8 protein-coding genes and 1 riboswitch are annotated in these 12,380 nt (G+C 69.6%); of the genes, 6 read left to right on the top strand and 2 right to left on the bottom strand.

The window, feature by feature from the left end:
• Nucleotides 1–47 precede the first annotated feature (47 nt).
• Nucleotides 48–257 carry a DUF1674 domain-containing protein gene (locus ACODSL_RS15705; protein WP_488901652.1) on the bottom strand — a complete coding sequence of 70 codons (210 nt, stop codon included), beginning with the start codon at nucleotides 255–257 and terminating at the stop codon, nucleotides 48–50.
• Between the two features lie 136 nt (nucleotides 258–393).
• On the opposite strand from ACODSL_RS15705, the gene ACODSL_RS15700 reads away from it, so the two are divergent.
• The 6 genes from ACODSL_RS15700 to ACODSL_RS15675 all read left to right on the top strand — a co-directional run bounded on the left by ACODSL_RS15700 (nucleotide 394) and on the right by ACODSL_RS15675 (nucleotide 7,390).
• Nucleotides 394–771 carry a hypothetical protein gene (locus ACODSL_RS15700; RefSeq protein WP_488901651.1) on the top strand — a complete coding sequence of 126 codons (378 nt, stop codon included), beginning with the start codon at nucleotides 394–396 and terminating at the stop codon, nucleotides 769–771.
• A 43-nt stretch (nucleotides 772–814) separates the two neighbouring features.
• A complete protein-coding gene (locus tag ACODSL_RS15695) occupies nucleotides 815–2,098 on the top strand; it encodes an RsmB/NOP family class I SAM-dependent RNA methyltransferase (RefSeq protein WP_488901650.1) in 1,284 nt (427 codons plus the stop codon).
• Between the two features lie 41 nt (nucleotides 2,099–2,139).
• Nucleotides 2,140–2,799 carry a ribulose-phosphate 3-epimerase gene (rpe, locus tag ACODSL_RS15690; RefSeq protein WP_488901649.1) on the top strand — a complete coding sequence of 220 codons (660 nt, stop codon included), beginning with the start codon at nucleotides 2,140–2,142 and terminating at the stop codon, nucleotides 2,797–2,799.
• A 10-nt stretch (nucleotides 2,800–2,809) separates the two neighbouring features.
• Nucleotides 2,810–4,519, top strand: a complete 1,710-nt coding sequence (locus tag ACODSL_RS15685; protein ID WP_488901648.1) for a heparinase II/III family protein — start codon at nucleotides 2,810–2,812, stop codon at nucleotides 4,517–4,519.
• A gap of 164 nt (nucleotides 4,520–4,683) precedes the next feature.
• Nucleotides 4,684–4,764: riboswitch (ZMP/ZTP riboswitch) on the top strand.
• A gap of 18 nt (nucleotides 4,765–4,782) precedes the next feature.
• Nucleotides 4,783–6,366 (top strand): bifunctional phosphoribosylaminoimidazolecarboxamide formyltransferase/IMP cyclohydrolase, encoded by a 1,584-nt coding sequence (purH, locus tag ACODSL_RS15680; protein WP_488901647.1) that lies wholly within the window; start codon nucleotides 4,783–4,785, stop codon nucleotides 6,364–6,366.
• 259 nt (nucleotides 6,367–6,625) lie between these two features.
• Complete coding sequence (locus ACODSL_RS15675) at nucleotides 6,626–7,390, top strand: dienelactone hydrolase family protein (protein WP_488901646.1); 765 nt, start codon at nucleotides 6,626–6,628, stop codon at nucleotides 7,388–7,390.
• 31 nt (nucleotides 7,391–7,421) lie between these two features.
• Here the strand turns inward: ACODSL_RS15675 and ACODSL_RS15670 are convergent, their stop codons facing one another.
• Nucleotides 7,422–12,269, bottom strand: a complete 4,848-nt coding sequence (locus ACODSL_RS15670; protein ID WP_488901645.1) for an NAD-glutamate dehydrogenase — start codon at nucleotides 12,267–12,269, stop codon at nucleotides 7,422–7,424.
• Between the last annotated feature and the right edge of the window lie 111 nt (nucleotides 12,270–12,380).

Below are 12,380 nucleotides of genomic sequence, written 5' to 3'. Positions count from 1 at the left end.
GCCCCTGAGGGGCGAGGCCGTCGTGGTTAAAGTTCGCCAACCACGACCTAGAAGTCGCTGGCCAGGCCCTTGCGCTCCCAGTCGCCGTAGCGGGTCGGCTCAGGACCCGATGGCCCGCCCATCTCCGGCGGCAGGTCTTCCGGCGGCGCGGCGGCGCGGCGCGCGGCGGCCTCCTCCAGCGCCCGGCGAGCCGCGGGCGTCAACACGGCGTCGGGATTCGCGCCCGGAGGGAGGTCGTCTTTGGGGTCGGTATCCATGGTGTCGATCTATCAGATCGCTGACTCGATGACAGCATTGGGTCGCGGGGCGCGGCTTGATCGTTTGACAGAACGCTGATCTCGTAACACTCCGCCCGTTTGAGGCGGACGTTTTCGTTTCGGGGGGAACTGAAACATGCCTCGCGTATCCAGCGCCTTTTTCACCGTCGCCGCGCTGTGCGGCCTGGCCGGCATGGTCTGGGGGTCATACATGGGGACGACCCATGACCACGCCTTGATGCCCGCCCATGCCCATCTGAACCTGCTTGGCTGGGTGACGCTATCGATCATGGGCGGCTTCTATGCCCTTCCCGGCGCCCGCCCCGGCGTTCTGGCCTGGGTGAACCTCGTCCTGTCCGCCCTCGGCGCGATCGTCATGGCGGTGCTGCTGCCCCAGGTCCTGCAGTCGAAGCTGGATGGCAGGGTCATGATGGCAGCGGAGGTCCCGGCGATCCTCGGGATGATCTGCTTCCTGATCAGCGTCATCTCCAGCGGACGCAGAACGGCCGACTGACCACGCTCTTGCGTCGCGCGTCGGGAAAGGGCACGGGGCGCGGGTGAGCGAGCATGAAGACATCGGCCTCCCCGCGCGGGAGGCGGCGGCCCAGTTCCTGGAGGCGGCCCTGTCGCGCCGGGCCGGCCTGGATGAAGCCCTGGCTGGATCGGCCGGACGGGGCCTCGCGCCCCGCGACCGGGCCTTCGCCCGCGCCCTGACCATGGCAGCCCTGCGGCGGCTTGGAACCATCGACCGCGCCCTGGCTCCAAAGCTTCAGCGCGAGCCGCCCGAGCGGGTGCGCACCCTGCTGCGCCTCGGCATGACCCAGCTGTTCTGGATGGACGTGCCCGACCATGCCGCCGTCTCGACAACCGTGGCCATCGCCGACCGGCTGAAGCCGACACGGTCGTTCAAGGGGCTGATCAACGCCATCCTTCGCGGCCTGCAGCGCGACGGCCGGCCCGCCGACGATCCCGAGACCCTCGCCCCGCCCTGGCTGATGGCCCGCTGGCAGGCGGCGTACGGTCCCGACCAGGCGCGCGCCATCGCCGCCACGATCGCTGATGAGCCCGCCACCGACCTGTCGGCGAAGGATCCGGCTGACGCCGACGCGCTCGCTGTCCTGCTGGAGGGCGAGGTTCTGCCCGGTGGTTCGATCCGCACCCGCAGGCGCGGCGATCTTTCCGAATGGCCGGCGTTCAGCGAGGGTCGCTGGTGGGTGCAGGATGCCGGCGCGGCCATCCCGACCCGCCTGCTCGACGTCAAACCCGGCGAGACCGCGCTCGACCTGTGCGCCGCGCCGGGCGGCAAGACGCTGCAACTGGCCGCCGCCGGCGCCGGCGTGGTCGCGCTGGACCGTTCCGCCGACAGGCTGAAGCGGGTCACCGAGAACCTCGCCCGGCTGAACCTTACCGCCGAAGTCGTCACCGGCGACGCCCGCTCCTGGCCCGACAAGCGGACCTTTGACGCGGTGCTGCTCGATGCGCCCTGCTCGGCGACCGGCACCTTCCGCCGCCATCCGGACGTCCTGTGGGCCGCCGCGCCCGGCGACATCGCCAGCCTGGCGACGGTTCAGGCCCGGATGCTCGACTCCGCCGCCGCCCGGGTCAGGCCCGGCGGCCGGCTGGTCTATTGCGTCTGTTCGCTGGAGCCGGAAGAAGGCGAGGCCCAGGTACGCGGCTTCCTGACCCGCCATCCGGAGTTCGAAACCGTTCCGGTCACGCCCGGCGAAGGCGGGGCGCCTGCCGCCAGTATCAGCGGCGACGGCTGGCTGCGCATCCTGCCCCACCACCTCGAGGGCGGCATCGACGGCTTCTTCGCCGCCCGGATGGTTCGCAAGGACTGAGCCGTCCTTGTCCCCCGGCGCCCGTCCGGCTAGACCAAGGCATGGCCGTTCCCATCATCGCTCCATCCATCCTGGCGTCGGACTTCGCCCGTCTGGGCGAGGAATGCCGCGCTGTTGAAGCCGCCGGCGCGGACTGGCTGCATGTCGATGTGATGGACGGGCATTTCGTTCCGAACATCACCATCGGCCCGGACGTGGTGAAGGCGCTGCGCCCGCATGTCACGATCCCGTTCGACGTCCACCTGATGATCGCGCCGGCCGACCCCTACCTCGAGGCGTTCGCCGCCGCCGGGGCCAACATCATGAGCATCCATCCGGAAGCCGGGCCGCATTTGCACCGCTCGCTGAAACGGATCCGGGAACTCGGCTGCAGGGCCGGCGTGGTGTTCAATCCATCGACTCCCGTCGAGCCCGTCGAATGGATCCTCGAGGACATCGACCTGTTGCTGGTCATGACTGTGAATCCCGGCTTCGGCGGCCAGAGCTTCATCGAGGCGCAGCTGAAGAAGATCGAGCGGCTGCGGAAGATGATCGACGCCTCGGGCTGCCCGATCGAGCTGGAAGTCGACGGCGGCGTTACGCCCGTCACGGCGCCCCGGTGCGTGGCGGCCGGCGCTACGGCGCTGGTCGCCGGCTCGGCCGTGTTCAAGGGCGGGCCGGACGCCTACGCCGACAACATCCGCGCCCTGAAGGGCGTCTGAGCCCGGCGGCATGGACGCCCCCAAACTGCCCTCCGCCTCCTCCGCCGCGCTGGCCCTACAGGCCGCCGGCGAAAGCGCTCGCCGACTGGCCGAGCGGGAGTGGTTCGGCACGCCTTTCCACCGGATGACGCTGGCCGGCCCCAAGCCGGCCGGCATGGCCGCCAGTCCGCGCGACCTGCGGCCGGTGGAGCCGGAACGTGGCCGCCGGATCGTCGCCGGTTTCTTCGACCTGACGGGCGCCGAGATGGTCGTCGGGCCACAGGGGGATCCCTTCGACCGGGGCAGTCCGACCCGGACCTTCGCCGTCGCCCTGCATCGCATGGGCTGGATGAATGACCTTCTGGCCACCGGCGATGCGGGCGCAAGGCTGGGCCTCAGGCTGGTCACGGACTGGCGTCGGGTCTTCGGGAAATGGAACAGCTTTTCTTGGGGTCCCGACGTCATCGAGCGTCGCGTCTTCAACCTCGCCTGCGCCGCTCGGCGGCTGACCTATGCCGCCTCGGACGCCGAGCGGTCGCTGGTCCTCGATGATCTCGCCCGGCAGGCCCGGCATCTGGTCAGCATCGGCCAGGCTCCCGAGCGATTGCTGGAGCGGGTCGTGGTCGCGGGCATCGCGGGCTGCACGCTCGGCGGAGAGGCCGGAGACCGGCTGATCGACTTCTCCATGACGCGGCTGAAGACGCTCCTGGCCACGACGGTGTCGCACGAGGGCGTCCACGTCAGCCGCTCACCCCAGGCCGGCCTCGAACTGCTGTTCGACCTGATGACCCTGGACGACGCCTTGCATCAGCGGGGTCAGGCGGGCCCCGACGACCTGCCGCGCGCGATCGACCGGCTCAGCGCCGCGACACGTTTCTTCACCATGCCGGATCATCGCCTGGCGGGCTTCCAGGGCGGCGCGGCCACGGGCCCGCGGCGCATCGCGGCGGCCCTCGCCCACGAAGAGACCGAACCTCCGAGCCGTCGCAAGGCCCCGCACGCCGGCTATGAGCGCCTCGAGTCGGCGACCATCGCGGTCATGGTCGACGCCGGCCGCCCGGCGCACGGCCGCTGGAGCGTCACCGCCTGCGCCCAGCCCGCGGCGCTGGAGATCGTGTGCGGGGTCGACCGGTTGATCGTCGGCTGTGGCTGGACGGCGGACTCCGGCGCCTCCCATGCCCTGCGACTGACCGACGCCGCCTCGACGGCCAATATCGCCGACATGTCGGCCGGCCAGCCCCTGCGCGGTTTCGCGGCCGCCGCGCTCGGCCCACGACTTGTCGGCGCGCCGCGAAAGGTCGAGGCCAAACGTCACGACGCCGAGGCCGCCGCCTGGCTGGAAGTGTCGCACGACGGCTGGGCCAAACGCTTCGGACTGATCCATGAGCGTAAGCTGTACCTCGACCGGACGCTCGAGGAGCTGCGGGGCGAGGACAATTTCCGGCCGGTCGTGGAGAAGGAGCTCGACGGTCCGCGACGCTACCTGCCCTTCACCGTCCGCTTTCATCTGCACCCCGACGCCCGCGCCTCCCTGGCCCGCGACCACAAGAGCGTGCTGCTCAAGGGCCCGTCGGAAGAAGGCTGGTGGCTGCGCAATGACGCCATCGAGGTGTCGGTCGAACCCTCGGTCTACATCGATGGCGGCCTGCAGCGCCGCACCGTCCAGGTGGTCCTTCGCGGCCAGGCCAGCGGCGACAAGGGCGGCCGCGTACGGTGGAAACTGTCGCGGGCGGAGGGGTGAGTACGTGGTTCGAGCCCCGGATCCAGTCCGGGGTCGGCTGATGCCTCGCTCCTCACCATGACGAGCACCTTTGAAGTCCTCACCTCAACGTCATCCTGAGGAGCGAGCTTAAAGCGAGCGTCTCGAAGGACGCATTGACTCGCCCGCCTCTCGCCGTATTTTCCGGCCGTTCGCGTAACTGGCGCTGGAGGTGGGTGACCACCGGGGAGCGCGAACCTCATATGCCGCGCGCCTGGGCTCCTCGTTCATCCCGGAGCCGAACCATGCCCGCCGCCCCAGACTATCCCGCATCCCCCGACACGGTCGTCATCAGACGCGCCCTGCTGTCAGTGTCCGACAAGACCGGCCTGGTCGAGGCGGCGAAGGTGCTCAGCGATCTTGGCGTAGAGCTGGTCTCGACGGGCGGCACGCGCGCGGCGATCGCGGCGGCCGGCCTGCCGGTCAAGGACGTCTCGGAGCTGACAGGCTTTCCGGAGATGATGGACGGCCGGGTCAAGACGCTGCACCCGATCGTCCACGGCGGCCTGCTCGGCGTGCGCGACGCGGCCGACCACGCCAAGGCCATGAGCGACCACGGCATCGGCGGCATCGACCTGCTGTACGTCAACCTCTACCCGTTCGAGGCCACGGTCGCGGCCGGCGGCGACTACGCCACCTGCGTCGAGAACATCGACATCGGCGGCCCGGCGATGATCCGCTCGGCGGCCAAGAACCACGGCTATGTCGCGGTCTGCACCGATCCGGCCGATATGGCCGACGTCCTCGCCCAGTTGAAGGACGACGGCGCCACGACGCTCGACCTGCGCAAGACCCTCGCCGCCCGCGCCTATGCCCGCACGGCGGCCTACGACGCGGCCATTTCGACCTGGTTCGCGCAACAGCTCGGCCAGACCGCGCCGGCCCGCAAGGCCATCGCCGGGACCCTGATCCAGACCATGCGCTACGGCGAGAACCCGCACCAGTCGGCGGCCTTCTACGCCGGCGGCCTGGCCCGGCCGGGCGTGGCCAACGCCCGCCAGCTGCAGGGCAAGGAACTGAGCTACAACAACATCGCCGACACAGACGCCGCCTTCGAACTGGTTGCCGAGTTCAGCGAACCGGCCTGCGTTATCGTCAAGCACGCCAACCCCTGCGGCGTCGCGACGGGTGGCGATCTGCTGAGCGCTTACCAGCGCGCGCTGGAATGTGACCCGGTCAGCGCCTTTGGCGGCATCGTCGCGGTCAACCGTCGGCTCGACCGCAAGGCCGCCGAGGCCATCTGCGAGACCTTCACCGAGGTGGTCATCGCGCCCGAGGCCGACGACGACGCCGTCGCCGTGTTCGAAGCCAAGAAAAACCTGCGCCTGCTGGTCACCGGCTCCCTGCCCGACCCGCGCGCGCCGGGCGAGGTGTTCCGCTCCGTCGCCGGCGGCTTCCTCGTCCAGAGCCGCGACGCCTCGCTGATCCTGCCGGGCGACCTGAAGATCGTCACGAAACGCGCGCCCTCGCCGACCGAGATCGCCGACATGCTGTTCGCCTTCACCATCGCCAAGCACGTGAAGTCCAACGCGGTGGTGTTCGCCCGGAACGGCCAGACCCTGGGCGTCGGCGCCGGCCAGATGAACCGCAAGGACAGCGCCCGCATCGCCGCCATGCGCGCCAGCGATTTCGGGCTCGACCTGAAGGGCAGCGCCTGCGCCTCGGAAGCCTTCTTCCCGTTCGCCGACGGCCTGATCCAGGCGGCGGAGGCCGGCGCGACGGCGGTGATCCAGCCGGGCGGTTCGATCCGCGACGCCGAGGTCATCGCCGCCGCCGATGAACGTGGCGTCGCGATGGCCTTCACCGGCGTGCGGGTGTTCCGGCACTAGGGGATCAGCCCACAGGTCAGCACCGTGGCAGACCCGCCCTGATGTCTTGAAGGCCAGTTTTGCTCCGGCGTGACCTTCGTCAAGGACGGGCCCCGCGGGCCCGCCGCTGTGCGGCCGCGAAGCGGTCCTTGACCAAGGTCAGCGCCCGGAGCGCATCATTCCATCAAGGCCAAAGGGCAGGTGTCATCGGGTTGGTGAGATAGAGCCCGGTAGCTTCGCCCCCGCTTGACATGTGAGCAATTGCTCACATACTCGCGCCATGGCCCTGCAACCCTCGACCCTCGCCGAGCGCGCCCGTCATCTGGAGCGGCATGTCCGCGTGCTCAAGCCGATGGGGTTCGGGCCGTTTCCGGTGACGATCCAGATGCACGGCTGCGCCGGCTGCCAGCCCTTCCAGAACACTTACGCCGAAGCGGCGGTGAAGGCCGGCGTGGCGGTGGTCATCGTCGACAGCCTGCGGCCCCGCAACATGTCCAGGCTGGACGGCAGTCTGTTCGTCTGCACCGGCACGGTCCTGCGCGGAGCCCAGCGGGCCGGCGACCTCTATGCCGTGCTCGACTGGCTGAAGCGCCAACCGTGGGCCGACGCGAACCGCGTGATGGCGGCCGGCTGGAGCCATGGCGGCTGGACCATCATGGACGGGTTCGCTCAGGGGAGCGGCGCGGCGCGGATGACCGGTCTGGTTGACGCCGACCCGGCGCTGCTAAAGGCGGTGAAGGGCGTGTTTCTGGTGTACCCCTACGCCAGCTTCCCCTCACTGACCTCGGCGCGCGGCTGGAGCGCCCGACCAAAGGTGTTCGCCGTGCTCGGCGGCAAGGACCAGGTGGTCGGAACGGCCGGACCGCTGAAGGCGCTGAGCCGGCTCAAGGCCGACGGCCTGTCGGTCGACGTCCTGACCTTTCCGGACGCCACCCACGCGTTCGACGACGACGATGCCAACGATCCCCGCGCCCGCTTTCGCCCCGATCTGCGGGCGACGGCGGAGCAGTACTACGTGAGGGCGCTGCGGGTGGCGTTGAGCTGATGCTCTCCGTGGAGCGGGGAGGATTGCTCCGCTACTTCCCCGCCGCCGCCACCAGTTCCCGCAACGCGGCGTTGGCGATCGTCAGCTTGGCAAAGGTCCAGCCGCCGCCGGCCTGCTCGATCTCCTCGATCGTCTTGCGCACCGCGCGGCCCGGACCGGAGTGCATCTGCGCCCAGGAGGTCACCGCCCCCTTGGCGGCGTCATTGTCCACCGCGGCATCCGGCGTGCCCGCGAAGGTCATGACGGCGCGGGCGACCTGCGCCTGTTCGGACAGCATGTCCTCGATCAGCCGGCGCACGGCCATCCGCTCGAAGTGGTCACCGCCGCGCTTCTCGCCGGCCGCCGCCCGCAGCCGGTCGAAGCTGAACGCCGCGCCGACCTGGTGGTAGAGCCGCGCGGTCGCGGCCACCGGCCAGCCGAGGTCTCCGGCGAGGTCGACCAGTTCGGCCGCCGTGGTCAGGGGCTGGATCGCCGCGATGCTGTTGGCGAGAGCCTCGGGGGCGCCGTCCTTGACGAAGAGGGCCGCACGACGGGCGACAGCCTTCTGTTCGAACGGCGACAGGATGCCCGGGGTCAGACCGCGCAGCTCGGTCAGGGCCGGGCCGTAGCGCTCGGTCAGCGCCCGGATGCCGCCGGGACCCGCCCGCCGCGCCAGCCAGAAGGTCTGGCTGCGGATGATGTGCGCCAGCGCCCGGAACAGGGCCAGCTGGCCCTCGGCGGGAACCTTGCCGTCGAGCGCCGCCACCGCGTCCCAGCTTTCCTGGAACCGGAGGATCGTCCGGGCCGCCTCGAAGCCGGTCACCAGCGCGCCGGTGTCGCAGCCGGCCGCCGCCCGAAGGCGGGCCGGGAAGGTCGGCCCGCAGATGTTGATCAGCTCGTTGTCGACCACGGTCGCGATGATCTCGCGCCGCAGCCGGTGACGCTTCATTTCATCCTCGTAGGCCGCCAGCGGCTTCGGAAAATAGGCCTCCAGCGTCGCCTCGAGGGCAGGATCGTCCGGCGCCTTTGAAGCCACGATGCCGTCGAACAGGTCGAGCTTGCCATAGGCGAGCAGCACGGCCAGTTCCGGCCGAGTCAGGCCCTTGCCGGCCGCGGCCAGCTCCAGCATCTGGGTCGCGTCCGGCAGGCCCTCGACCTTGCGGTCCAGTCGGCCGGCTCCCTCCAGCTCACTCATGAACCGCGCGTGGTTTTCGAGCTCCGCGACCGCGTCCTGCTCCAGCAGCGAAACCGCCAGCGTCTGGTCGTAGTTGTGCGCCAGCACATGCTCGGCGACCTCGTCGGTCATCGAGGCCAGCAGTTTGTCGCGCGCCGGCCGGTCGAACTTGCCCGCGCGTTCCGCCATGCCGGTGAGGATCTTGATGTTGACCTCGTGGTCGGAGCTGTCGACCCCGGCGGAGTTGTCGATGGCGTCGGTGTTGATCCGGCCCCCGACCCGCGCGAACTCGATCCGGCCCGCCTGGGTGAGGCCGAGGTTGGCGCCCTCGCCGACCACCTTGACCCGCAGATCGCCGGCGTTGACGCGGATCGCGTCATTGGCCTTGTCGCCGGCTTCGGCGTTGCTCTCGCCGCGCGCCTTCACATAGGTGCCGATGCCGCCGAGATAGAGCAGCTCCGCCTTCGCCTTGAGGATCGCCGTCATCAGTTCGGCCGGCGAGACCGTCTCAGCCTTGATGTCCAGCGCGGCGCGAATTTCCGGCGTCAGGACGATGGTCTTCAGGGCACGGGAGAAGACGCCGCCACCGACGGAAATCTTGCTCTTGTCGTAGTCTTCCCACGACGATCGCGGCAGGGCGAACATGCGCTCGCGCTCGACCCAGGACGACGCGGCGTCCGGGTTCGGGTCGATGAAGATGTGTCGGTGGTCGAACGCCGCGATCAGCCGGATGTGCTTGCTCAGCAGCATGCCGTTGCCGAAGACGTCGCCCGACATGTCTCCCACGCCGACGACGGTGAAGTCGGTGGTCTGGATGTCCTTGCCGGCTTCACGGAAGTGCCGCTTGACCGCTTCCCAGGCGCCGCGGGCGGTGATGCCCATGACCTTGTGGTCGTAGCCGGCCGAGCCGCCGGACGCGAAGGCGTCGCCCAGCCAGAAGCCGTAGGATTCGGCCACGCCGTTGGCGATGTCGGAGAAGGTCGCCGTACCCTTGTCGGCGGCGACGACCAGGTAGGGATCATCGCCCTCATAGGCAATCACGCCGGCCGGACGCACGACGGTGTTGTCGGCGGCGATATTGTCGGTGATGTCGAGCAGGCCGAACAGGAACGTCCTGTAGGCATGGATGCCCTCGGCGCGGATCGCGTCCGGCGTCCCGCCACGCGGCAGCTGTTTGGGATAGAAGCCGCCCTTGGACCCCACGGGCACGATGACGGCGTTCTTGACCTGCTGCGCCTTGACCAGTCCCAGCACCTCGGTGCGGAAATCGTCGCGCCGATCGGACCAGCGCAGCCCGCCCCGGGCCACCGGCCCGAACCGCAGGTGCACGCCCTCGACGTGAGGGGCCCAGACGAAGATCTCGCGGAAGGGCTTGGGCGCCGGCAGGTCGTCCAGCTCACGACTGGCGATCTTGAAGCTGATGTAGGGCTTCGGACCGCCGCCTTCGGCCGTCTGGTAGAAGTTGGTCCGCTTCAGCGCCCCGACAAGCAGGGCGAGCCGGCGCAGGACCCGGTCGTGGTCAAGACTGTCGACGGCCTGAAGGGCGTCCGTGATTTCCGCCATCACGGCGGCGGCCTGGCCTTCGCGGGCCTTGATATCCGAAGCGATCGCGGGATCGAACTTGATGCGGAACAGGTCGAGGATCAGCCGCGCGACGCCCGGATGCTCCGAAAGCGCCTGTTCCTGGACCAGCTGGCTGGGATCGAGCCCCGACTGTTGGCGATAGCGGGCCAGGGCGCGAACCAGGGCCGCCTCGCGCCAGGACACGCCAAGCTCCAGGACGAGACGATTGAACCCATCGCTCTCCGTGCGACCGGTCCAGACGGCGGTAAAGGCCGCTTCGAAAGCGTCCTGGATGTCGGCGAACACCAGGTGGCCGCCCTGCTCGTCTTCCAGCAGGAACTCGTGCACCCAGACCGGCGCGCGCTGACCGGCGGCGACCAGGGGCGACAGCTCGAAGGCGTCCTCGATCAGGGCTTTTAGCCCCATGTGTTCGAGGATCGGCATAACATCAGCCAGCGGGGCCGCGCCGCCCTTGCGATAGACCTTGAAGCGGAAGCGGGTCGATGGATCGCCCACCACCCGGAAGGCCCGGGTGCGAAACTCGTCAGGGCCCATGGCGTCGATTTCGGCCAGGTCCGTCAAGGCTTCCGCGGCCGGGTAGAATTCGCGATAGCCGCTGGAGAAGGCGCCAGACCAGCGGGCCAGGGTGGCGGCGACGCCCGCGGCCGGCGGGTCGGACCGCACCGCCGTATCGAACCGGTCATCCCAGGTGCGGGCGGCCTCGGCGATGTCGGCCTCAACCTGGGCGATGTCGGGGTCAACCGCGTTTCCGGGGTCGACGCCCAGGATGAAGTGGACCCGGGCGAGCGGCGCGTCGGAGAAGCTGGGATAGTAGGCCGAGATGCGACCCTGGAAGGCCTCGGCGAGAATGGCCCCAGCCTTCTCGCGCACGCGGGAATCGTAGCGTTCACGCGGCACGAACAGCAGCACCGAGATGAAGCGGTCGAACGGGTCCCGGCGGGCGAAGACCCGCACGCGCGGGCGGTCGAACAGATGCAGCACGCCCAGCGCCAGCACCAGAAGTTCGTCCTCCGGCGTCTGGAACAGCTCGTCGCGCGGCCAGGTCTCGAGGATGTTGCGCAGGCGCTTGTCGTTGTGCCCGCCGGCCGACACGCCGGCCCGCTCCAGAACGTTGGCCACCTTGCGGCGGATAAGCGGCACGTCGCGCGCCGGCGCGTCATAGGCCTCGGCGGTGAACAGCCCCACGAAGCGGACCTCGCCCGACGGCTTGCCGTCCGCGCCGTACCGCCGGACCCCGACGTAATCCATGTAGCCGCGGCGGTGCACCCGCGACCGGAGATTGGACTTGGCCACGACCAGCGGCGAGTCGGTCTCCAGGTGCCGGCGCAGCTGCTTGGACAGGATCGCCGGCTCGCTGGTGCGGCGCAGAACGCGACGCTCCTGATCGCGCAGGACGCCCAGACTGTCTTCGGGCCGGTAGACGGGCTCCTCGGCGGCGTAGTCTCCGTCCGCGGTGCGGGGGTAGTCGTAGACCCGGGCGCCGAGGAAGACGAAATGGTCGTGTTCAAGCCACTCCAGGAACGCCAGATCTTCCGCCCGGGCGTCGCCCGCAACCGCCGACGGCGCGCCGGCCAGTTCCGTGATCGCGCCGCGCATCAGCGCCAGCATCGCCGGGAAGTCGGCGACCGCCATCCGCACATCGCCCAGAGCCAGCCGGACGCCCTCGATCAGCGCGGCCGCGCGATCGTCGCCGACAGGGTCGAGGTGAACCTGGATCGCGGAGATCCGCTTCCCGTCGCGCTCGATCAGCGGATGGAACATGGCCCGGACTGGAAAGCCGGCCTCGGCGATCTCGCCCATGATCGAATCGACCAGGAAGGGCCGGTCGGGCTGAACGATCTCCAGCAGGTCTCGGCCCAGGTCCGTACCGGCGGCGGACGTCCAGCGCCGCAGACGAATGGCGGGAGCGTCATCCGTGAGCACGGCGCTGAAGCGCCAGAGTTCGGCGAACGCTGCGGCGAGATCCGAAAGGCTCGCGCCAGGCAGCTCCTCGGCGGACAGGTCTCGCCACAGCTGATTGATGAAGGCGGCTTCGGAGTCCTTGAGTGGACCGGGTTTCTGGCCCAGCGCTCCGACGAAGGCGGCGGCGAGCGTATCGGAATCAAAGCCCGGCGCGGCCGGGTGAAGGCTTGCGCCCTTCATCGAGTATCCCCACAGGATTTTCCGGCCGAAACGTTCCTTTCCGGCTCCTGGAGGAGTCCGGCGATCGGAAAACGCTTCGGGGATGTGACTTTGGGCCTCTTTTAAGCCGGA

The organism is Caulobacter sp. FG121 (genome assembly GCF_057809815.1).
The sequence above is the reverse complement of the archived record's forward strand: the minus strand, read 5'-3'. Positions and strand labels throughout refer to the sequence as shown.

Excerpts from the sequence above, each read along its gene's own strand:
- rpe (WP_488901649.1), top strand. The coding sequence starts at position 2,140 with ATGGCCGTTCCCATCATCGCTCCATCCATCCTGGCGTCGGACTTCGCC.
- ACODSL_RS15700 (WP_488901651.1), top strand. The coding sequence starts at position 394 with ATGCCTCGCGTATCCAGCGCCTTTTTCACCGTCGCCGCGCTGTGCGGC.
- purH (WP_488901647.1), top strand. The coding sequence starts at position 4,783 with ATGCCCGCCGCCCCAGACTATCCCGCATCCCCCGACACGGTCGTCATC.
- ACODSL_RS15670 (WP_488901645.1), bottom strand. The coding sequence starts at position 12,269 with ATGAAGGGCGCAAGCCTTCACCCGGCCGCGCCGGGCTTTGATTCCGAT.
- ACODSL_RS15675 (WP_488901646.1), top strand. The coding sequence starts at position 6,626 with ATGGCCCTGCAACCCTCGACCCTCGCCGAGCGCGCCCGTCATCTGGAG.
- ACODSL_RS15705 (WP_488901652.1), bottom strand. The coding sequence starts at position 257 with ATGGATACCGACCCCAAAGACGACCTCCCTCCGGGCGCGAATCCCGAC.
- ACODSL_RS15685 (WP_488901648.1), top strand. The coding sequence starts at position 2,810 with ATGGACGCCCCCAAACTGCCCTCCGCCTCCTCCGCCGCGCTGGCCCTA.